The 21,031-nt window shown below is 70.2% G+C and carries 16 protein-coding genes and 1 rRNA gene; 4 read left to right on the top strand and 13 right to left on the bottom strand.

The annotated features are described in order from the left end of the window. Window positions 1-10 precede the first annotated feature (10 nt). The 4 genes from J1792_RS22015 to thyX all read right to left on the bottom strand — a co-directional run bounded on the left by J1792_RS22015 (window position 11) and on the right by thyX (window position 5,729). Window positions 11-1,534: ribosomal RNA gene (locus tag J1792_RS22015) — 16S ribosomal RNA — on the bottom strand. Window positions 1,535-2,060: 526 nt separating this feature from the next. Then, the gene (locus tag J1792_RS22010) at window positions 2,061-3,746 is read right to left on the bottom strand and encodes a ribonuclease J (RefSeq protein WP_086573608.1); all 1,686 of its coding nucleotides are present in this window, start codon (window positions 3,744-3,746) and stop codon (window positions 2,061-2,063) included. A gap of 135 nt (window positions 3,747-3,881) precedes the next feature. Continuing rightward, complete coding sequence (gene dapA / locus J1792_RS22005; protein WP_086573607.1) at window positions 3,882-4,781, bottom strand: 4-hydroxy-tetrahydrodipicolinate synthase; 900 nt, start codon at window positions 4,779-4,781, stop codon at window positions 3,882-3,884. Window positions 4,782-4,979: 198 nt separating this feature from the next. Then, window positions 4,980-5,729 carry an FAD-dependent thymidylate synthase gene (gene thyX / locus J1792_RS22000; RefSeq protein WP_086573605.1) on the bottom strand — a complete coding sequence of 250 codons (750 nt, stop codon included), beginning with the start codon at window positions 5,727-5,729 and terminating at the stop codon, window positions 4,980-4,982. 228 nt (window positions 5,730-5,957) lie between these two features. Here thyX and J1792_RS21995 point away from each other — a divergent pair, with 228 nt between their 5' ends. Both J1792_RS21995 and J1792_RS21990 read left to right on the top strand, forming a co-directional pair. Continuing rightward, window positions 5,958-6,200, top strand: a complete 243-nt coding sequence (locus J1792_RS21995) for a hypothetical protein (protein WP_086573603.1) — start codon at window positions 5,958-5,960, stop codon at window positions 6,198-6,200. An 81-nt stretch (window positions 6,201-6,281) separates the two neighbouring features. After that, window positions 6,282-6,869, top strand: a complete 588-nt coding sequence (locus J1792_RS21990) for an SCO5741 family PH domain-containing membrane protein (RefSeq protein WP_086573602.1) — start codon at window positions 6,282-6,284, stop codon at window positions 6,867-6,869. 4 nt (window positions 6,870-6,873) lie between these two features. Here J1792_RS21990 and J1792_RS21985 read toward each other — a convergent pair whose 3' ends face one another. The 6 genes from J1792_RS21985 to eccD form a co-directional block, all read right to left on the bottom strand. After that, on the bottom strand, window positions 6,874-7,335 hold the full coding sequence (locus tag J1792_RS21985; protein ID WP_086573601.1) for a hypothetical protein: 462 nt from the start codon (window positions 7,333-7,335) through the stop codon (window positions 6,874-6,876). Between the two features lie 5 nt (window positions 7,336-7,340). After that, the gene (gene dapB / locus J1792_RS21980; protein ID WP_086573600.1) at window positions 7,341-8,093 is read right to left on the bottom strand and encodes a 4-hydroxy-tetrahydrodipicolinate reductase; all 753 of its coding nucleotides are present in this window, start codon (window positions 8,091-8,093) and stop codon (window positions 7,341-7,343) included. Between the two features lie 36 nt (window positions 8,094-8,129). Continuing rightward, window positions 8,130-9,509, bottom strand: a complete 1,380-nt coding sequence (locus J1792_RS21975; protein WP_086573598.1) for a M16 family metallopeptidase — start codon at window positions 9,507-9,509, stop codon at window positions 8,130-8,132. Next, window positions 9,506-11,725, bottom strand: a complete 2,220-nt coding sequence (locus J1792_RS21970; RefSeq protein WP_086573597.1) for a polyribonucleotide nucleotidyltransferase — start codon at window positions 11,723-11,725, stop codon at window positions 9,506-9,508. The genes J1792_RS21975 and J1792_RS21970 overlap by 4 nt, the downstream gene beginning before the upstream one ends. 312 nt (window positions 11,726-12,037) lie before the next feature. Further along, on the bottom strand, window positions 12,038-12,325 hold the full coding sequence (gene rpsO, locus J1792_RS21965; RefSeq protein ID WP_086573595.1) for a 30S ribosomal protein S15: 288 nt from the start codon (window positions 12,323-12,325) through the stop codon (window positions 12,038-12,040). A gap of 230 nt (window positions 12,326-12,555) precedes the next feature. Continuing rightward, entirely contained in the window at window positions 12,556-13,992 is a 1,437-nt protein-coding gene (gene eccD / locus J1792_RS21960) for a type VII secretion integral membrane protein EccD (protein WP_086573593.1), read from the bottom strand. A 196-nt stretch (window positions 13,993-14,188) separates the two neighbouring features. On the opposite strand from eccD, the gene eccCa reads away from it, so the two are divergent. After that, window positions 14,189-18,142, top strand: a complete 3,954-nt coding sequence (gene eccCa / locus J1792_RS21955) for a type VII secretion protein EccCa (protein WP_207248029.1) — start codon at window positions 14,189-14,191, stop codon at window positions 18,140-18,142. Between the two features lie 104 nt (window positions 18,143-18,246). On the opposite strand, the gene J1792_RS21950 is transcribed toward eccCa, so the two are convergent. Both J1792_RS21950 and J1792_RS21945 read right to left on the bottom strand, forming a co-directional pair. Further along, window positions 18,247-18,555 (bottom strand): WXG100 family type VII secretion target, encoded by a 309-nt coding sequence (locus J1792_RS21950; RefSeq protein ID WP_086573590.1) that lies wholly within the window; start codon window positions 18,553-18,555, stop codon window positions 18,247-18,249. Window positions 18,556-18,612: 57 nt separating this feature from the next. Next, window positions 18,613-19,017: a WXG100 family type VII secretion target gene (locus J1792_RS21945; protein ID WP_086573588.1), complete on the bottom strand. Its 405-nt coding sequence runs from the start codon at window positions 19,015-19,017 to the stop codon at window positions 18,613-18,615. A 228-nt stretch (window positions 19,018-19,245) separates the two neighbouring features. Between J1792_RS21945 and J1792_RS21940 the strand changes: the two genes are divergently transcribed. Beyond that, window positions 19,246-19,446: a DUF397 domain-containing protein gene (locus J1792_RS21940; RefSeq protein WP_086573610.1), complete on the top strand. Its 201-nt coding sequence runs from the start codon at window positions 19,246-19,248 to the stop codon at window positions 19,444-19,446. Window positions 19,447-19,506: 60 nt separating this feature from the next. On the opposite strand, the gene J1792_RS21935 is transcribed toward J1792_RS21940, so the two are convergent. Then, the gene (locus tag J1792_RS21935) at window positions 19,507-20,976 is read right to left on the bottom strand and encodes an outer membrane protein assembly factor BamB family protein (protein ID WP_207248028.1); all 1,470 of its coding nucleotides are present in this window, start codon (window positions 20,974-20,976) and stop codon (window positions 19,507-19,509) included. Window positions 20,977-21,031: the final 55 nt, after the last annotated feature.

Below are 21,031 nucleotides of genomic sequence, written 5' to 3'. Positions count from 1 at the left end.
TGCTCCTTAGAAAGGAGGTGATCCAGCCGCACCTTCCGGTACGGCTACCTTGTTACGACTTCGTCCCAATCGCCAGTCCCACCTTCGACGGCTCCCTCCACAAGGGTTGGGCCACCGGCTTCGGGTGTTACCGACTTTCGTGACGTGACGGGCGGTGTGTACAAGGCCCGGGAACGTATTCACCGCAGCAATGCTGATCTGCGATTACTAGCAACTCCAACTTCATGGGGTCGAGTTGCAGACCCCAATCCGAACTGAGACCGGCTTTTTGAGATTCGCTCCACCTCGCGGTATCGCAGCTCATTGTACCGGCCATTGTAGCACGTGTGCAGCCCAAGACATAAGGGGCATGATGACTTGACGTCGTCCCCACCTTCCTCCGAGTTGACCCCGGCAGTCTCCTGTGAGTCCCCATCACCCCGAAGGGCATGCTGGCAACACAGGACAAGGGTTGCGCTCGTTGCGGGACTTAACCCAACATCTCACGACACGAGCTGACGACAGCCATGCACCACCTGTACACCGACCACAAGGGGGCGACCATCTCTGGCCGTTTCCGGTGTATGTCAAGCCTTGGTAAGGTTCTTCGCGTTGCGTCGAATTAAGCCACATGCTCCGCTGCTTGTGCGGGCCCCCGTCAATTCCTTTGAGTTTTAGCCTTGCGGCCGTACTCCCCAGGCGGGGAACTTAATGCGTTAGCTGCGGCACGGACGACGTGGAATGTCGCCCACACCTAGTTCCCAACGTTTACGGCGTGGACTACCAGGGTATCTAATCCTGTTCGCTCCCCACGCTTTCGCTCCTCAGCGTCAGTATCGGCCCAGAGATCCGCCTTCGCCACCGGTGTTCCTCCTGATATCTGCGCATTTCACCGCTACACCAGGAATTCCGATCTCCCCTACCGAACTCTAGCCTGCCCGTATCGAATGCAGACCCGGGGTTAAGCCCCGGGCTTTCACATCCGACGTGACAAGCCGCCTACGAGCTCTTTACGCCCAATAATTCCGGACAACGCTTGCGCCCTACGTATTACCGCGGCTGCTGGCACGTAGTTAGCCGGCGCTTCTTCTGCAGGTACCGTCACTCTCGCTTCTTCCCTGCTGAAAGAGGTTTACAACCCGAAGGCCGTCATCCCTCACGCGGCGTCGCTGCATCAGGCTTTCGCCCATTGTGCAATATTCCCCACTGCTGCCTCCCGTAGGAGTCTGGGCCGTGTCTCAGTCCCAGTGTGGCCGGTCGCCCTCTCAGGCCGGCTACCCGTCGTCGCCTTGGTAGGCCATTACCCCACCAACAAGCTGATAGGCCGCGGGCTCATCCTGCACCGCCGGAGCTTTCCACCTTCAAGCATGCGCTCGAAGGTCGTATCCGGTATTAGACCCCGTTTCCAGGGCTTGTCCCAGAGTGCAGGGCAGATTGCCCACGTGTTACTCACCCGTTCGCCACTAATCCACCCCGAAGGGCTTCATCGTTCGACTTGCATGTGTTAAGCACGCCGCCAGCGTTCGTCCTGAGCCAGGATCAAACTCTCCGTGAATGTTTACCGGTAATCCGGTTCACACTCGCGTTGAGCGGAACAACCAGGCGGAATAGGCCCGGTCGTTCACAGCGTCCTCGCTGTGTGTGCCCACCCGATCCGCAAAGGATCCGGTAGGACTTTTAAAGGAACCTCATCCATCGAGATGGACGGGGTGTCAACATATCTGGCGTTGACTTTTGGCACGCTGTTGAGTTCTCAAGGAACGGACGCTTCCTTTGTACTCACCCTCTCGGGCTTTCCTCCGGGCGCTTCCCTTCGTTGTTTCCAACCTTACCAGATCCGTTTTCCGTTCCTTACCGCTTCACATTCGAAGCAGTGGTTCGGATTTCATTTCCGGTCCCCGTTGGCGGGGGTTTCCGACTTTATCAGATTTTCTCTGAGTCGGATTTCCATCCGCTTTCCAGATCCGCCTGGCGCACTAGGCGCTCGGCGTTCCCGCTGCGGTGGAGACGTAAACGTACTGGACGGCCGCACCCGGATGCAAATCGAGCCGGGGCGGCCGTCCCGTAGGGCTGACGTGACGTCAGACCTCAACCACGACCGGGAGGATCATCGGACGGCGGCGGTAGCTGTCGGAGACCCACTTGCCCACCGTGCGGCGCACCAGCTGCTGGAGCTGGTGCGGCTCGGCGACGCCGTCGGCGGCGGCCTTGGCGATGGCTTCCTCGATCTTCGGGGCGACGGCGTTGAACGCCGCGTCCTCGATGCCCGAGCCGCGCGCCTGGATCTGCGGGCCGCTGACGACCTTGCCCGTGGTGCTGTCGACGACCACGAAGACGGAGATGATGCCCTCGTCGCCGAGGATGCGGCGGTCCTTGAGGGAGGCCTCGGTGACGTCGCCGACCGAGAGGCCGTCCACGTACACATAGCCCGCCTGCACCTTGCCGACGATCTTCGCCTTGCCGTCGACCAGGTCCACGACGACGCCGTCCTCGGCGATGACGATGTGGTCCTTGGGGATGCCGGTCAGGGCGCCGAGCTCGGCGTTGGCGCGCAGGTGGCGCCATTCGCCGTGGACCGGCATCAGGTTCTTCGGCTTGCAGATGTTGTAGAAGTACAGCAGCTCGCCCGCCGAGGCGTGGCCGGAGACGTGGACGCGGGCGTTGCCCTTGTGCACGACGTTGGCGCCCCACCGGGTCAGGCCGTTGATGACGCGGTAGACCGCGTTCTCGTTGCCCGGGATCAGGGACGAGGCCAGGATGACGGTGTCGCCCTGGACGATCCGGATCTGGTGGTCGCGGTTGGCCATGCGCGACAGCGCGGCCATCGGCTCGCCCTGGGAGCCGGTGCAGACGAGCACGACCTCGTCGTCCGGCAGGTCGTCGAGGGTCTTGACGTCCACGACGAGGCCGGCCGGCACCCGCAGGTAGCCCAGGTCGCGGGCGATGCCCATGTTGCGGACCATCGAGCGGCCGACGAAGGCGACCCGGCGGCCGTACTCGTGCGCGGCGTCGAGGATCTGCTGGATGCGGTGGACGTGGCTGGCGAAGCTCGCCACGATGATGCGCTTCTGGGCGCCCGCGAAGACCTGGCGCAGGACGCCGGAGATGTCGCGCTCCGGCGGCACGAAGCCGGGGACCTCGGCGTTCGTGGAGTCCACGAGCAGCAGGTCGATGCCCTCCTCGCCGAGCTTGGCGAAGGCGGGCAGGTCGGTCAGGCGACGGTCCAGCGGGAGCTGGTCCATCTTGAAGTCGCCGGTGTGCACGGCCATGCCGGCCGGGGTGCGGATGGCGACGGCCAGGGCGTCCGGGATGGAGTGGTTGACCGCGATGAACTCGCAGTCGAAGGGGCCCAGGCGCTCGCGGTCGCCCTCGACGACCTCGAGGGTGTAGGGGCGGATGCGGTGCTCCTGGAGCTTCGCCTCGATCAGGGCGAGGGTCAGCTTGGAGCCGATCAGCGGGATGTCCGCCTTCTCGCGGAGGAGGTAGGGGACACCTCCGATGTGGTCCTCGTGACCGTGCGTGAGCACGATGCCGTCGATGTCGTCGAGCCGGTCACGGATGGACGTGAAGTCCGGCAGGATCAGATCGACTCCGGGCTGCTCCTCCTCGGGGAAGAGCACTCCGCAGTCGACGATCAGCAGGCGGCCGTCGTACTCGAAGACCGTCATGTTGCGGCCGATCTCGCCGAGGCCGCCGAGCGGGGTGACGCGCAGGCCGCCCTTCGGGAGCTTCGGCGGCGAACCGAGTTCGGGGTGCGGGTGGCTCAAAAGACTCTCCTCACCACGCACGCCACATGCCCCGTGGACACATGGCGCGCGTGACATTCGTGCACTTGCAGTTGTCGTCGGTATTCAGTTGGGTCGGTATTCAGTTGACCGGTATGCGGTTGTGAAGTCTGGGTGTCAGAGCTGTACCCCGCCGGCGGCGAGATCGCTCTTGAGCTGCTCGGTCTGCTCGTCCGTGAGTCCGATGAGCGGCAGTCGCAGCGGGCCGGCCGGCAGGCCCTGGAGGGCGAGGGCGGCCTTGGTGGTCATGACGCCCTGGGTGCGGAACATGCCTGTGTAGACCGGCAGCAGCCGCCGGTGGATCTCGGCAGCCTTGTCGATGTCGCCGGAGCGGTAGGCCTCCACGAGCGCGCGCAGCTCGGGGGCGACGACGTGGCCGACGACGGAGACGAAGCCCGCCGCGCCCACGGACAGCAGCGGGAGGTTGAGCATGTCGTCGCCGGAGTACCAGGCGAGCCCCGAGCGGGCCATGGCCCAGCTCGCGGCGGCCAGGTCGCCCTTGGCGTCCTTGGTGGCGACGATGCGCGGGTGCTCGGCGAGCCGGACCATGGTCTCGGTCTCGATCTGCACGCCGCTGCGGCCGGGGATGTCGTAGAGCATGACGTCCAGGCCGGTGGCGTCGGCGACGGCGGTGAAGTGCCGGCGCAGACCCTCCTGCGGGGGCTTGTTGTAGTACGGGGTCACGACGAGGAGGCCGTGGGCGCCGGCCTGCTCGGCGGCGCGGGCGAGCTCGATGCTGTGACGGGTGTCGTTGGTGCCGGCTCCGGCGACGACGTGGGCGCGGTCGCCGACCGCCTCCACGACGGCTCGTACGAGCTGGGCTTTCTCCGCATCGCTGGTGGTGGGGGACTCACCGGTGGTGCCGTTGACGACGAGGCCGTCGTTGCCTGCGTCGACCAGGTGTGCGGCGAGGCGCTGCGCGCCGTCGAGGTCGAGGGCGCCGTCGGCGGTGAAGGGCGTGACCATGGCGGTCAGGACCCGCCCGAAGGGCGTCTGCGGTGTGGAGGTCGGAGCCATGAGGGCCACGCTACTCGTTGCTCACCGTGAGGTGCTCCCTCGGGGAGTGCGAAAAGGGATCCCGGCACTGCCTGCTCGGGGGTTCAAGCAGTGCCGGGTCCGTATTTTCAGCCTAGATGAAGGTGTTGAAATGCCGCAATCCGGACACCGTGCTCACTGCTCCGGTAGCAGCGTGTCACGGGGCCGGTGCGCGCCCGGTCAGGGCGCGACGCGACCGTTCTTGTTGAAGGCCGCGTAGGTGAGCGGCATGAGCTTGGCCCACTCCGCCTCCATCTTCTCGCCGACCATCTCGATCTCCCGCTGCGGGAAGGAGGGAACGGCCGCCAGCTCGTGCTGGGTGCGCAGGCCCAGGAAGTGCATCAGCGAGCGGGCGTTGCAGGTGGCGTACATCGAGGAGAACAGGCCGACGGGAAGGACCGAGCGGGCGACCTCACGGGCGACGCCCGCGGCCAGCATCTCCTGGTAGGCCTCGTAGGACCGGCGGTAGCTGTCCTCCATCGCACGGCCGGTGAGCTCGTGCTGCTCCTCGGTGCCCTCGACGAAGACGTACTTGCCCGGGCGGCCCTCCTGGACCAGCTTGCGGGACTCCCCCGGCACGTAGAAGACGGGCTCGAGCTCCCGGTAGCGACCGGATTCCTCGTTGTAGGACCAGCCGACGCGGTGCCGCATGAACTCGCGGAAGACGAAGATCGGGGCGCTGATGAAGAAGGTCATCGAGTTGTGCTCGAAGGGGCTGCCGTGGCGGTCGCGCATCAGGTAGTTGATGAGCCCCTTGGACCGCTCGGGGTCCTTGGTGATCTCCTCCAGGGACTGCTCGCCGGCGGTGGAGACGCGGGCCGCCCACAGCACGTCGGAGTCGGCCGCGCTGTGCTTGACCAGCTCGACGGTCACGTCGCTGCGAAACGTCGGCTTCGCGTCCTTGGCGTCCACGGTGGGGGTGTCGGTCACCGGCGGGGTCCTTCCAGATTGCTGTGCTTGGCCGTCGCCAAGCCTAAGGGCCACCACTGACACCGAGGCGTCGCCGGGCCCGGGACCGGCCGCGCCCCCCCCACCACGGGAAGCGGTCGAGCGCCAGTTGATATTTTTCACAGAAGTTACGGAAAACGGGCACCCGGCAGGGAGTTCGAACGTCTTTCTGTATGACAGCCGACCTCAAGGTTCCTAGGAGAGCCCTTCATGTTCCGCCGGCGAGAGCCCGTACCGTTCGCCTTCGTCGCCGAGGCCGAGCGTTACCGCAGCAACGTCACTCCGCCGCCCCGAGAACGCGTCAACCGCTCGCAGCTCGCGGGGCGGATCCTCGTGGGGCTGACCGTCACGGCGGGGCTCGTCGGAGCTCTGCTGTTCGGTATGCCGGCCCTCTCGACGAACCCGCACGACACCCACCGCGCCCAGCAGTCCGAAGCCAACGCGGGCCGCTGATCCACGGCCCCTTACCAGCAGGTACCCTCACCCCGCACAGCCATTCGAGCGTGCATGTGTGTGAGTGAGGAACGAACCGTCGTGCCCCTGCCCTTTCTGACAGCCGATGCGACGGTGACCGCCGCGCCCCCGACCCCACAAGACCCGGCCCCGGACCCGTACACCGATCTGTACGAGGACCGGCGGCGCCGGCGGCGTCCCTACCGCCCGGGTCCGCTGCGGGTGGGTGGCGCGGCGCTGCTGCTTCTGCTCGCGTCGCAGGTACTCGTCGCCGCCGTGGTCATCGGCGTCGCCGGATCGCTGCCCGGCGCGGGGATCTGCCTCGTCGTCGCCGCGCTGCTCATCGCCCTCGCGTGGCGGTCGGTCCGCGCGGGCGTCTGGGTGGACGAGCGGGGGCTGCGCCAGGTCCGGCTGCTGTCCGGCACCTCGCTGCCGTGGTCCGCCGTCGGCCCCGTACGGATCATCCAGCAGCCCGTCCGCCGGCTGGGCGTGCTCGGCACGGTCCAGGGGCAGGCGCTGGTGGTCCACCGCGCCGACGGCCGGCCGCTGCCCGTCCTGGTCACCGATCACGGTGCCGACTTCCTCGGCCGCCCGCAGGCCTTCGCCGCGGCGGCCGACGCCACCGAGGAGTGGGTGGCCGAGCTCAAGGCCATGGCCGCCCGGGCCTGACGCGCTACACCGCGTCCGCCCGGACCGCCTTCCCGTCGTGCAGGGCGATCGCCCGCTGCATCGCCTTGCGTGCGCGAGGGGTGTCGCGGGCGTCGTGGTACGCGACGGCCAGCCGGAACCACGAGCGCCAGTCGCCCGGCGCCCGCTCCGTCTCGCTACGCCGCTTGGCGAAGACCGCGTCCGCCGAGTCGCGGTCGATGCGGCCGCCGGGGGTCCGTTCGAGCTCGTCGACGGGCAGCCCGCCCTCGGCCTCCAGCTCCCGCGCCAGCCGGTTGGCGTCGCGCGCGAACTTGGTGGTCTGGTACAGGAACCAGGCCCCGATGAACGGCAGCACCAGCACCGCCAGCCCGAAGGCGACGGTGATGACGGTGCCCTGCTCGATGAGCATGATGCCTCGGCTGCCGACCAGGACGAAGTAGACGGCCAGGACGGCGGCCAGGGCGAAATAGACGATCTTCGCGCGCACAGTGATCAGCCCAGATCCAGGAAGTGTTCCAGGCCGAAGGTCAGGCCCGGGGTGGTCGCCACGCGGCGCGCGCCGAGCAGGATGCCCGGCATGAAGCAGCTGTGGTGCAGAGAGTCGTGGCGGATGGTGAGCGTCTCGCCGGTGTCGCCGAGCAGCACCTCCTGGTGGGCGAGCAGGCCGCGCAGCCGTACGGAGTGCACGGGCACCCCGTCGACGTCCGCGCCCCGGGCGCCCTCCAGGGCCGTGGTGGTGGCGTCGGGCTGCGGGGCGCAGCCCGCCTCGCGCCGCGCGGCGGCGATCAGCTGCGCGGTGCGGGTGGCCGTGCCGGAGGGGGCGTCGGCCTTGTTGGGGTGGTGCAGCTCGACGACCTCGACGGACTCGAAGAACCGGGCCGCCTGCTGGGCGAAGGCCATGGTCAGGACGGCGCCGATGGAGAAGTTCGGGGCGATGAGCACACCGGTGGAGGGCGAGGCCTCCAGCCAGGAGTCCAGCCGCGCCAGGCGGTCCTCGGTCCAGCCGGTCGTACCGACGACACCGTGGATGCCGTTGCGGACGCAGAACTCGAGGTTGTCCATCACCGAGTCCGGGTGCGTCAGCTCGACCGCGACCTGGGCACCCGCCTCGGTGAGGGCCTCGAGGCTGTCGCCCCGGCCCAGTGCGGCCACCAGCTCCATGTCGTCGGCGGCCTCCACGGCCCGTACGGCCTCGGAGCCGATCCGGCCCTTGGCGCCGATGACGGCGACGCGCAGCTTGCTCATCGTCCCTGCTTCCTTGTCGACCATCTGCTCAGCGGTTTACGAAACGGCCTCGTGCAGGCGTGCGGCCTGCTTGTCCTTCAGCGGGCCGATGACGGACAGCGAAGGACGCTGTCCCAGTACATCGCGGGCCACCTCGCGGATCTCGTCCGGGGTCACGGTCGCGATGCGCGCCAGCATGTCGTCGACCGACATCTGGTCGCCCCAGCACAGCTCGCTCTTGCCGATGCGGTTCATCAGCGCGCCGGTGTCCTCCAGGCCGAGGACGGTGGAACCGGAGAGCTGGCCGATGGCGCGGCCGATCTCCTCGTCCGACAGCCCCTCGGTGGCCACCCGGTCCAGCTCGTCGCGGCAGATCCGCAGCACGTCGTGGACCTGGCTGGGGCGGCAGCCGGCGTAGACGCCGAAGAGGCCGCAGTCGGCGAAGCCGGAGGTGTAGGAGTAGACGGAGTAGGCCAGTCCGCGCTTCTCCCGGACCTCCTGGAACAGCCGCGAGCTCATGCCGCCGCCCAGGGCGGTGTTGAGCACGCCGAGCGCCCAGCGGCGCTCGTCGGTACGGGCCAGGCCCGGCATGCCGAGGACGACGTGCGCCTGCTCGGTCTTGCGGCCGAGCACCTCGACGCGGCCGGCGGCACGGATCGCCTTGGCGCCGGAGCGCGGGGCGACGGGCGTGGCGTCGACGCGACCGAGGGCGCCGGCCTTCTCGAAGGCGGCGCGCACCTGGCGGACGACCTTCGCGTGGTCGACGTTGCCCGCGGCGGCCACGACCAGGTGGGTCGGGTCGTAGTGCTTCCGGTAGAAGCGGGCGATCTGGTCGCGGGTGAGGGCGTTGATCGTGTCGACCGTGCCCAGGACCGGGCGGCCGAGCGGGGTGTCGCCCAGCATGGTGTGCGCGAAGAGGTCGTGCACGCAGTCGCCGGGGTCGTCCTCGGTCATCGCGATCTCTTCGAGGATCACGCCGCGCTCGGCGTCGACGTCGGAGGCCTCGATGAGCGAGCCGGTGAGCATGTCGCAGACCACGTCGATGGCCAGCGGCAGGTCGGTGTCGAGCACGCGCGCGTAGTAGCACGTGTACTCCTTGGCCGTGAAGGCGTTCATCTCGCCGCCGACCGCGTCCAGGGCGGCCGAGATGTCGAGCGCGCTGCGCTTGGCCGTGCCCTTGAAGAGCAGGTGCTCCAGGTAGTGGGTGGCGCCGTTGAGCGTCGGGGTCTCGTCGCGGGAGCCGACGTTGGCCCAGATGCCGAAGGTCGCGGAGCGCACGGACGGCAGGGTCTCGGTGACGATGCGCAGGCCGCCGGGGAGGGTGGTCCTGCGGACGGTGCCGATGCCGTTCTCGCCCTTGAGAAGCGTTTGGGTACGGGCGACGGCCCGCCCCTCCGAGGAGGTGCGGGCCGTCATCCGTGTACTACGGGACGTCACTTGTCGGACTCGTCCTTGCTCTCGCCCTCGGCGCCCTCGCCCTCGATCACGGGGATCAGGGAGAGCTTGCCGCGCTGGTCGATCTCGGCGATCTCGACCTGGACCTTGGCGCCGACGCCGAGCACGTCCTCGACGTTCTCCACGCGCTTGCCACCGGCGAGCTTGCGGATCTGCGAGATGTGCAGCAGGCCGTCCTTGCCCGGCATGAGGGAGACGAAGGCACCGAAGGTGGTGGTCTTGACGACCGTACCCAGGTAGCGCTCGCCGACCTCCGGCATGGTCGGGTTGGCGATGCCGTTGATCGTGGCGCGGGCGGCCTCGGCGGCCGGGCCGTCGGCGGCACCGATGTAGATGGTGCCGTCGTCCTCGATCGTGATCTCGGCGCCGGTGTCCTCCTGGATCTGGTTGATCATCTTGCCCTTGGGGCCGATGACCTCACCGATCTTGTCCACCGGGATCTTGACGGTGATGATCCGCGGGGCGTTCGGGGACATCTCGTCGGGGGTGTCGATGGCCTCCATCATCACGTCGAGGATGTGGAGACGGGCGTCGCGGGCCTGCTTGAGGGCCGCGGCCAGGACGGAGGCCGGGATGCCGTCCAGCTTGGTGTCCAGCTGAAGGGCGGTGACGAACTCCTTCGTACCGGCGACCTTGAAGTCCATGTCGCCGAACGCGTCCTCCGCACCGAGGATGTCGGTGAGGGCGACGTAGTGCGTCTTGCCGTCGATCTCCTGGGAGATCAGGCCCATGGCGATACCGGCGACGGGGGCCTTCAGCGGCACACCGGCGTTCAGCAGCGACATGGTGGAGGCGCAGACCGAGCCCATGGAGGTGGAGCCGTTGGAGCCGAGGGCCTCGGACACCTGACGGATCGCGTAGGGGAACTCCTCGCGGGTCGGCAGGACCGGCACGATCGCGCGCTCGGCGAGCGCGCCGTGGCCGATCTCGCGGCGCTTCGGCGAACCGACGCGGCCGGTCTCACCGACGGAGTACGGCGGGAAGTTGTAGTTGTGCATGTAGCGCTTGCGGGTCACCGGGGAGAGGGTGTCCAGCTGCTGCTCCATGCGGAGCATGTTGAGGGTGGTGACGCCCAGGATCTGGGTCTCGCCACGCTCGAACAGCGCCGAGCCGTGCACGCGCGGGATGGCCTCGACCTCGGCGGCGAGGGTACGGATGTCCGTCACCCCACGGCCGTCGATGCGCTTGCGCTCCTTGATCACGCGCTCACGGACCAGGGACTTGGTCAGCGAGCGGTACGCGGCGGAGATCTCCTTCTCGCGGCCCTCGAACTGCGGGAGCAGCTTCTCGGCGGCGATCTCCTTGACTCGGTCGATCTCGGTCTCGCGCTCCTGCTTGCCGGCGATGGTCAGCGCCTGGGCGAGCTCGGTGCGGACGGCGGCGGTCAGGGCCTCCAGGACGTCGTCCTGGTAGTCCAGGAAGACCGGGAACTCGCCCTCGGGCTTGGCGGCCTTGGCGGCGAGCTCGGACTGGGCGCGGCACAGCACCTTGATGAAGGGCTTGGCGGCCTCGAGACCGGCGGCGACGACCTCCTCGGTGGGGGCGTCGGCGCCGTCCTTGACGAGCTGGATGGTCTTCTCGGTGGCCTCGGCCTCGACCATCATGATCGCGACGTCGCCGTCCGGCAGGACGCGACCGGCCACGACCATGTCGAAGACGGCGTCCTCGAGCTCGGTGTGGGTCGGGAACGCCACCCACTGGCCCTTGATCAGAGCGACGCGGGTGGCGCCGATCGGACCGGAGAAGGGCAGGCCCGCGAGCTGCGTGGAGCAGGAGGCGGCGTTGATCGCGACCACGTCGTACAGGTGGTCGGGGTTGAGCGCCATGACCGTCTCGACGATCTGGATCTCGTTGCGCAGGCCCTTCTTGAAGGAGGGGCGCAGCGGCCGGTCGATCAGGCGGCAGGTGAGGACGGCGTCCTCGGAGGGCCGGCCCTCACGGCGGAAGAAGGAGCCGGGGATCTTGCCGGCCGCGTACATCCGCTCCTCGACGTCCACCGTCAGGGGGAAGAAGTCGAGCTGGTCCTTGGGCTTCTTGGAAGCGGTGGTGGCCGACAGCACCATGGTGTCGTCGTCCAGGTACGCCACGGCGGAGCCGGCGGCCTGCTTGGCCAGGCGGCCCGTCTCGAAGCGGATGGTGCGGGTGCCGAAGGCGCCGTTGTCGATGACGGCCTCGGCGTAGTGGGTCTCGTTCTCCACCAGGGATATCTCCTCGTCTACGTCCTCGCCCGTGTGGCGGGGACTGGCGGAGGGCGCCGCTTGCTCCGTGCGGGCCGGTCTTCGATCGAAGCACCCGGAATTCCCTGTTCCGGGGGCCACTACCGAGGACCGGCGAAGAGCCCGGCGCTCCTCCTCGTCAGGTGTCTCGTTCTGTATGCCGTTGTGGGACCAGACTACAAAGCTTCTGCTCGTCCCGGCTTCCCATCGGACGCGGTGCGGGATCGTTCCGCGTGCCGCGGCATACGCGAAGGGAGCGGCTCCCGGGTGTGGGAACCGCTCCCTTCATGCGTCTTACTTGGCGCCGGCGGCACCGCGGCGGATGCCGAGGCGCTCGACCAGGGCGCGGAAGCGCGTGATGTCCTTCTTGGCCAGGTACTGCAGCAGGCGGCGACGCTGACCGACCAGGAGCAGCAGACCACGGCGGGAGTGGTGGTCGTGCTTGTGCTGCTTGAGGTGCTCGGTCAGGTCCGAGATGCGGCGGGTGAGCAGCGCGACCTGGACCTCGGGGGAGCCGGTGTCGCCCTCCTTGGTGGCGAACTCGGACATGATCTGCTTCTTCGTAGCGGCGTCGAGCGACACGCGGTACTCCTTCTGAGTCTCGTTTCGGCCACCGAGTGCCCCTGGTCTCTTTCTCAGGGGAGCTTCCGTTACTCGGGAGGCGGGGTCCGCTGGGCGCTGTCCCCAGAAGCCCTTCGGGGCGGTCCGGAGGCGCGTACACAAACGGCCACAGCACACAGTACCAGCCCTGGTGGGCGGGCCCGCCGCCGGTCGCGGGCCGGGGATGGCGCGCCGGGCGGCCCGGTCCGGGCTCAGCCGCCGGCCAGCCCGCGCGCTGTCGAGTACACGTCGAGCACGGCGAGGCACAGGGGCACCAGCGCGAGCAGGAGGGTGCTCTCGGCGACGTCGGACAGTCTCCCCCAAAAGGGTGACAGCCCCTTGCGGGGGACGATCAGGGCGACGCCGGTGAGCGGGGCGGCCACGGCGATGACGGCCGCGGTGAGCCACAGCGTGCGGATGTCGGAGGCGGCGCCGGCCGGCGGGTGCAGGGCCAGGCCCAGGACCAGCAGCGCGAGCCCCGCCAGGCCGGCGCCGAGGAGGGCCGCGACCTGGGCGGTGTAGCGGAAGAGCCGGGCGCGCAGCAGGGCGGCGAGGGCGGTGGCCAGGGCCAGGCCCTGGGCCCAGGGGTCGGCCGAGAAGGCGAGGACGGCGGTGGCGCCGGTGACGACGGCCGCGCAGCCGGCGACCAGGCCGAGCAGCAGCTCGTGGCCGCGGCGGGCCTGGGCGGCGACGCGCTCGGCGTCCACGGGCTCGGCCGGCTCGCCCTCGCCGGGTGTGTCGAGGTCGTCGTCGGTGGCGGCGCGGGGCGCGGCGTAGCCGACGGGCAGCCGGGCCACGCGGGCGGAGAGGGCGGGCAGGAAGGCGAGGGCGCCGATTCCGGCGACCGCGCAGACGGCGGCGGCCGCGGTGGGCCGGGCCGCGGCGAGGATGGTGCCGAAGGTGGCCAGGATGCCGGTGGCGGAGGCCACGACGACCGCCACGAAGGGGGCGTCGCCGGAGGGCATGAGGGCCACCAGGACGACGGCGGCGAGCAGGACGGCCGAGCAGCCGAGCAGGAACTGCAGCCGGCCCGCGCCCTCGCCGGGCGCCGGCGCGACCACCCCCGCCCCGGCGATCAGCAGGTGCGGCACGGCGGCCAGTCCGAGTGCCACGGCGGAGATCCGGTCGTCATAGACGCGGGCGCGCACGCCCGCGAAGGCGGTCAGGAGGACGGCGACCGCGCCGGCGGCGACGCCGGGCGTGCCGTGCATGTCGTGGCGCACGGGGTCGGCGAACCACAGCAGGCAGCCCATGAGGACCAGCAGCAGGGCGCCGGCGGTCAGGCCGAAGCCGTGCAGCAGCCGGGCGTCCCACAGCGCGCGGTCGCGCAGGACCGCGGTGGCGACGGCGTCGGAGACGTCGTCGTGGACCGCCGGCGGCAGCGATTCGGCGAAGGGGCGCAGCGAGAGGATCTCGCCGTCGAGAACGTGCTGGGCGGCGAGGGTGCGGGCGCCGTCGAGGACGGTGCCGTCGCGGCGCACCAGGTGGTAGCCGGTGGGGGTGCCCGCCGGCTGCGTCCCGCCGGTGAGCCTGAGGACCTCGGGGTGGACGTCGGCGACGGGCAGGTCGTCGGGCAGGGCCACGTCGACGCGGCGGTCCGGCGCGACGACGGTCACCCTGCAGAAGCCGGTCGTGGCGGACGTACTCACCCTGATTGCCCCCTGATGCTGTGTTTGCTGTCGACCACTCATCCGCGCGGTCACACCGTCGCGTTGCGGCGGCTCGTCACCCTACCCGGGGCGAACGTTCGTACGCCGATAGGATCACCGTCTCGCGAGGGGAGGCCGGGGCCGCTGGGGCACCGGAAGGGAACTGCCCCGTCGCGCAGAGGGGTTGAGCCGTTTCGTGAGCCAGGTGGTCGTCAAACGCCAGCCGCGGGTGCTCCCGCCCGAGGTGCCGGGCGAGGAACTACGGCTGGAGGCGCCTCCCGAGCTGCCGCGCGGCCGTCAGGACGGCATCCTGATGCAGCTGCTGCCCACCCTGGGCATGGCGTCGTCGATGGTCTACTTCTTCATGCCGGGCGCCAACCCCATGATGAAGATCATGGGCGTCCTGATGATGATCTCGACGCTCGGCATGACGGTCGCCATGGTCGTCCGCCACCGGCAGGGCTCGCAGGGGCAGCTGGCCGACATGCGCCGCGACTACCTGAGGTACCTCGCCCAGACCCGGCGGACCGTCCAGCGCACGGCCCGCGGCCAGCGCGACGCGCAGTACTACCTGCACCCGGCGCCCGACCAGCTGTGGTCGGTGGTGGCCGAGGGCAGCCGCGTCTGGGAGCGGCGGGCGACCGACGACGACTTCGCGCAGGCCCGGATCGGGCTCGGCGCACAGCAGCTCGCCACCCCGCTGGTAGCGCCGGAGACGGCGCCCATGGACGAGCTGGAGCCGCTGACGGCGGGCGCCATGCAGCGCTTCCTGGCCGTGCACGGCTCGCTCGACGGCCTGCCGGTGGCGGTGTCGCTGCGCGCCTTCTACCACGTGACGCTCTCGGGCGAGGCGGAGACGGTGCACGGCGCCGCGCGGGCGCTCGTCGCCCAGCTCGCCACGCTCCACTCGCCGGAGGACCTCATCGTCGCGGTGGTCGCCGGGCGCGGCTCGGCACCGCGCTGGGAGTGGACGAAGTGGCTGCCCCATGTGCAGCTGCCGGGCACCGCCGACGGGGCCGGGACGCGGCGGCTGATCGGTGACGACCTCACCGAGCTGGAGGAGCTGCTGGGGCCGCACCTGGACGGCCGTCCGCGCTTCAGCCGTGAGACCCGGCCTCCGCACGACCAGCCGCACGTGGTGCTGCTGCTGGAGGGCGCGACGGTGCCGCCGGACTCGGCCTTCGCCGCGCCGGAGGGCCTGCAGGGAGTGACGGTCGTGGAGGTGGTGCCCGGCGAGCTGGACGAGCTGCGGGGCGGCCTGGCGATCACGGTGCGGCCGGGCAGGCTGCGGCTGCGCTCGCAGGTCGCGACGTACGACGGGGTGCCGGACACCCTGTCGCCCGAGGCCGCGGAGGCGCTGGCGCGGCAGCTCGCGCCGCTGCGCCTGGGCGGCGACGACGAGGACGAACCGCTGCTGGCCGACTGGGACTTCACCGACCTGCTGGGGCTCGGCGACGCCGCCGCGGTGGACGTCTCGCGCAGCTGGCGGCCGCGGAACGCCGCCGAGCGGCTGCGGGTGCCGATCGGCGTGGGCGAGGACGGCTCCCCCGTCATGCTCGACCTCAAGGAGGCGGCCCAGGACGGCATGGGCCCGCACGGCCTGTGCGTCGGCGCGACGGGTTCGGGCAAGTCCGAGCTGCTGCGCACGCTGGTGCTGGGGCTGGCGGTGACGCACTCCTCGGAGACGCTGAACTTCGTCCTCGCGGACTTCAAGGGCGGCGCGACGTTCGCCGGGATGTCGGGGCTGCCGCACGTCGCGGCCGTCATCACCAACCTGGCCGACGACCTGACGCTGGTCGACCGCATGCGCGACTCCATCACCGGCGAGCTGCAGCGCCGCCAGGAGCTGCTGAAGTCGGCGGGCAACTACGCCAACCTCCACGACTACGAGCGGGCGCGGGCCGCGGGCGCCGCGCTGGAGCCGCTGGCTTCACTCGTCCTGGTGATCGACGAGTTCAGCGAGCTGTTGACGGCCAAGCCCGACTTCATCGACATGTTCATCCAGATCGGCCGCATCGGCCGCTCCCTGGGCGTCCATCTGCTGCTGGCCTCGCAGCGCCTGGAGGAGGGCCGGCTGCGCGGCCTGGAGACCTATCTGTCGTACCGCATCGGCCTGCGCACGTTCTCGGCGGCCGAGTCGCGCACGGCCCTGGGCGTGCCCGACGCCTACCACCTGCCGACGGTGCCGGGCTCGGGGTACCTGAAGTTCGGTACGGACGAGATGACCCGGTTCAAGGCGGCGTACGTCTCCGGCCCGTACCGGGCGGGCGCGTCCACGGGCCCCGACGGCGCGGGACTGCCGGCCGAACGCCGGCCCGTGCTCTTCACGGCGGCGCCCGTCCCCGTCACGTACACCGCCCCCGAGCCCGCGCCGGCCCCGACGCCGGTCCCGGGCGGGGACGACGCGACGGCGGACACCGTCCTGGACGTCGTGGTGCGCCGGATCGAGGGCCAGGGACCGCCGGCCCACCAGGTGTGGCTGCCGCCGCTGGACCGGGCGCCGTCCCTGGACCAGCTGCTGCCGAGGCTGGAGGAGGTGCCCGGGCGCGGCCTGACGGCGGCCGGCCATCCGCACCTCGGCCGGCTCGTGGTGCCCCTGGGTCTGATCGACAAGCCCTTCGAGCAGCGGCGCGACGTGCTCCTCCGCGACTTCTCCGGCGCGGCCGGCCACATGCTCGTCGTCGGCGGCCCCCAGTCGGGCAAGTCGACGCTGATGCGCACCCTGATCACCGCCTTCGCCCTCACCCACACCCCGGCGGAGGTGCAGTTCTACGGGCTCGACTTCGGCGGCGGCGGCATGAGCGCCGTCGCCGGGCTGCCGCACGTCGGCGGCGTCGCCTCCCGGCTCGACCCGGAGCGGGTGCGCCGCACGGTCGCCGAGGTGGCGGGCATCCTGGCCCGCCGCGAGGAGTACTTCCGGGCCCAGGGCATCGACTCGATGAGCACCTACCGGCGGCAGCGGGCCGCCGGCCACTTCGCCGACCAGCGCTGGGGCGACGTCTTCCTGGTCATCGACGGCTGGGGCGGCTTCCGCCAGGAGTACGACATGCTCGAGGGCGTCGTCGCCGACATCGCGAGCCGGGGCCTGGGCTACGGCGTGCACGTGGTGGTGACCGCCTCCCGCAACATGGAGGTCCGGGCGGCGCTCAAGGACCAGCTGCTCAACCGCCTCGAGCTCCGGCTGGGCGACACCATGGACTCCGAGTTCGACCGCAAGGTCGCGGCCAACGTCCCCGCCGGCGTCCCGGGCCGCGGCCAGCTCCCCGAGAAGCTGCACTTCATGGGCGGCCAGCCGCGCATCGACGCCGGCAGCGACCCCGCGACGATGACGGAGGCGACGGCCGCCCTGGTGGAGAGCGTCGCGCGGTCCTGGCCGGGGCCGACGGCCCCGCCGGTGCGGCTCCTGCCGCGCCTGCTGCCCGCCGACGAGCTGCCCAAGGGCGGCGAGCACCCCGAGCTGGGCGTGGCCATCGGCCTCGACGAGGCCGGCCTCGAGCCGGTGTTCGTCGACTTCGAGACCGACCCGTTCTTCCTCGTCTTCGGCGAGAGCGAGTCCGGCAAGACGGCCCTGCTGCGCCTGCTGGCCCAGCGGATCTCGGAGCGGTACGGCCCGGACGAGGCGAAGATCGTGGTCGGTGACTACCGGCGGGCGCTGCTGGACGTCGTCCCCGAGACGCATCTCCTGGAGTACGCGCCGATCGCCTCGGCGCTGACCGTCCACGCGGGCGCGCTCAAGGGGCTGATGGACCGCCGCGCCCCGCAGCCCGGCATCACGCCCCGGCAGCTGCGCGAGCGCAGCTGGTGGAACGGCCCGCGGTTCTTCGTCATCGTCGACGACTACGAGCTCGTGGCCACCGGCAGCGGCAATCCGCTGTCGGTCCTGACGGAGAACCTGCCCTTCGCACGGGACGTCGGCATCCGCTTCATCATCGCGCGCAGCTCGGCGGGGGCGTCCCGGTCGATGTTCGAGTCCTTCATGCAGCGCGTGAAGGAGCTCGGCGCCCAGGGCGTCGTCCTGTCCGGCGACCCCGGCGAGGGCGAGGTCCTCGGCGGCGTCCGGCCGCGCCCGATGCCGCCGGGCCGGGGCTTCTTCGTCTCCCGCAAGCGGGGGACGCCGCTGGTGCAGCTGGGCTGGGTGCCGGAGCAGTGAGCCCGCCCCTCCCCCGGGGCGCGGGCTCACCGCATGGGCCTGCGGCCCTATGGATCAGTGAGCGCTGTACGACTCGGTAGCCGTACGGCTCGCTGGTCGACGTCTCAGTAGCTGACGTCGAACAGGCGGGAGGCCTTGCGGTCGGTCTCGGCGTAGTGCGAGCTGCCGGTCCGGATGGTCTCCGCGATCTTCGCCAGCGTCTCGTGGATGTGGTTGCCCCGCGCGTGGAACTGCGTGTCGGCCGCGTTGAACATCTCGCGGGCCTCACCGGTCCAGCTGCCCGAGACGGTCCGCACGGCGGCCCAGATGTCGTCGAGGTTCTTCTGCACCACGCCAGCGGCCTGGTCGATGGCCGTGGCCAGTTCGCTGACGTGGGCGTAGCTGACCTTCAGGTCGACGTCGTTGCCGGACATGTGTTGCTCCTTGGGAATCGATAGGTCTGTGAACGGCCTGGTTCGAGAGCCCGCTCCCTACAGGGAGTAGCTGTCGATCTTGCTGGTGAGGCCGGCGCTCACATCGCTGGTGCCGCCGTTGGCCTGGCTCATGCCGCCCAGGTGGCCGCCGGCGGCCGCGCCGTTGACGTCGATCCCCTTGAAGCTCGCGAGCACGTCGTGGTCGTTGGCGCTCGTCGCGCGCCGGGTGGCGATCGCGGCCTGGTGGATGCCGTCGATCAGGCGGCGCAGCGCGTCGTGGTCGTCGTTGAGCGCGCGCTGCGCGGTGACGAAGGCGTTGGCGCCCTCGCCCTGCCAGCCGGCCCGGACGGTCTCGAGCAGGTTGGCCAGGTTCTGCAGGTTCTTGGAGAGGTGGCCGGTCACCTCCCCGATGGTGTTCTCGAACTTGGCGAACGTCTCGTAATTGATGGACTGTCCGGACATGGTCCTTGCCCCTTCCCCCATGAGTATGCGTAAACCGCAACTCTAGTCACTCCCGGCACGCGCCCCAACTGACCGCGAGGGAACGGCCGAAAGCCTGTCCCGGCGGCCGCGGCCGTTGCTAGCGTCGGTCTCCCGCGGACCGGAAAGAGTCGGCTCGCGGACCGCAAAGAGTCGGAAAGAGGAGCCCGGACAGTGGCTACAGAAGAAGAGACGGCGGCGCTGTACGCCATGGACATCTCGGGCGCCGAGTGGCTCAGCGCGCCGGACGACACCTCCGAGGAGCGGGTGGAGATCGCCTATCTCGAGGGCGGGGCGGTCGCGATGCGGTCGTCCGCGGACCCGGACACCGTGCTGCGGTACACCGAGAGCGAGTGGCGGGCGTTCGTCCTGGGCGTGCGGGACGGGGAGTTCGACATCGAGGTGCCCTGACGGGTGCCCTGACGTGGAAGGGGCCGGGGACGCGCTGGTCCCCGGCCCCTTCCGCGGGCGTCAGTCCGCCGACGGTGCGTTGATCGCGAAGATCATGCCGCTGCCCGCGTCCTCGTACTCGCCGTCGTCGATGAGCAGCAGACGGTCGTTGCGCAGGCGCGGGTAGCCCTGGACCTTCGCCATCATCGCCTCGTTCTTACGGTCCGCCTCCCGGTCGGAGTGCTCGACCGTGCGCAGGGCCTTCCCGCTCGCGGCGGACACATAGGTGACCCGGCCGCGGCGCTCGGCGGTCGCGGGCGTGTAGGCGGCGACCTCGCCGTCGCGCACGGACACGGGGAGGGTGACGCGGCCGGCGTCGGCCTTGTACGTCCAGCGTTCCTTGCCGGTGGCCAGGTCGTAGGCCATGGTCACGCCCTTGCCCGCGACGTAGAGGCCGTTCTTGTCGACGACGGCCCCGGTGCAGCCGGAGGTGGGGAGGAAGCAGAAGCCCAGTCGCCAGTAGCTGTTATAGGGGACGCGCATCCTGTCGTTTCCGTTCGCCGGGTCGAGGACGACGAAGTCGTAGCGGGCGTCCGGGCCGGCCTTGCCCGGGCTCTGCGTGATGACCAGAGGGCCGGTGGAGACGACGGACAGGATGCCGTCCTGCTTCTCCTCGATCTTCCTGCTCCACCGGGGCTTGTCGAGCTTCTCGGGATCGAGCGACCGGATCGTGGTGCCCTTGTCGCCGCAGTAGGTGATGGCGATCAGCAGGTCACCGCCCGCGGTGTCGACCATCTCGCAGGCGTCCCACTTCTCGTCCTCGACCCGCTTGCCGTCCTTCAGGCGGCGCGTCTGTCCGCCGGTGCCCCAGATCGCGTAGACGTGGCCGGCGTGGAGCGCGATCTCGAGGCGCGCGTTCTTCCACTTCTCGGGGATGAGCGCTGCGGCGGCGTCCGTGTCGTCGACGATGAGCTCGTCCCAGATCCGGTGGCCGTCCCTCAGGTCGACGGCCAGCATGCGCGCGCACGTGCCGCCGATCCGGACCGCGACGACGGCGACGTTGTCCTCGGACTCCCGGGAGGCGGCGCAGAGCGAGCCGGCGAGGATGAAGGACCATTTCTTCTCGCCGGTCCTGACGTCGTAGGCCGTGACCATGTCCGGTTCGGCCTTGACGACGAGTGAGGAGGTGAACCAGGTGCCCGGCGCCTCCTTCATCCCCTTGTCGTCCGGCTTGGTGCGCGCCCCGGCCTTCCAGGCGACCGTTCCGGCGGCGTCCTTCGCGGCGGCGGCCGGCTTCTTGTGGCCCCGTCCGCCGTCGCCCAGGAAGGACCACAGCGCCCAGCCGCCGGCGCCGAGCACCAGGGCGAGCACCAGGCCGAGGACGGCGGGCTTCCGCCACACGGGCCGGCGGGCGGGGGCCGGTGCGGGGTCGGGGGCGGATATCACGGGCGACGGCAGCGTGGGCGGAGCGAGCGGGGGCAGCGGCGCCGATGGCTGCTGGGACCGGTCGCCCGGCTGGGGCGGGTAGCCGTGGGGCGGTGGTTGCGACACTGACTGGACTCCTGCGTTCTCTGCGTTCTCGTTCGGTGGCCGGCGGCGGGGCCCG

This window comes from Streptomyces triculaminicus, assembly GCF_017349075.1.
Lineage (GTDB): Bacteria > Actinomycetota > Actinomycetes > Streptomycetales > Streptomycetaceae > Streptomyces > Streptomyces triculaminicus.
The sequence above is the reverse complement of the archived record's forward strand: the minus strand, read 5'-3'. Positions and strand labels throughout refer to the sequence as shown.

What these genes read in the sequence shown, in the direction of transcription:
- dapA (WP_086573607.1), bottom strand. Translation starts at nt 4,781, where the DNA reads ATGGCTCCGACCTCCACACCGCAGACGCCCTTCGGGCGGGTCCTGACC.
- J1792_RS21995 (WP_086573603.1), top strand. Translation starts at nt 5,958, where the DNA reads ATGTTCCGCCGGCGAGAGCCCGTACCGTTCGCCTTCGTCGCCGAGGCC.
- dapB (WP_086573600.1), bottom strand. Translation starts at nt 8,093, where the DNA reads ATGAGCAAGCTGCGCGTCGCCGTCATCGGCGCCAAGGGCCGGATCGGC.
- J1792_RS21950 (WP_086573590.1), bottom strand. Translation starts at nt 18,555, where the DNA reads ATGTCCGGCAACGACGTCGACCTGAAGGTCAGCTACGCCCACGTCAGC.
- J1792_RS21945 (WP_086573588.1), bottom strand. Translation starts at nt 19,017, where the DNA reads ATGTCCGGACAGTCCATCAATTACGAGACGTTCGCCAAGTTCGAGAAC.
- J1792_RS21940 (WP_086573610.1), top strand. Translation starts at nt 19,246, where the DNA reads ATGGACATCTCGGGCGCCGAGTGGCTCAGCGCGCCGGACGACACCTCC.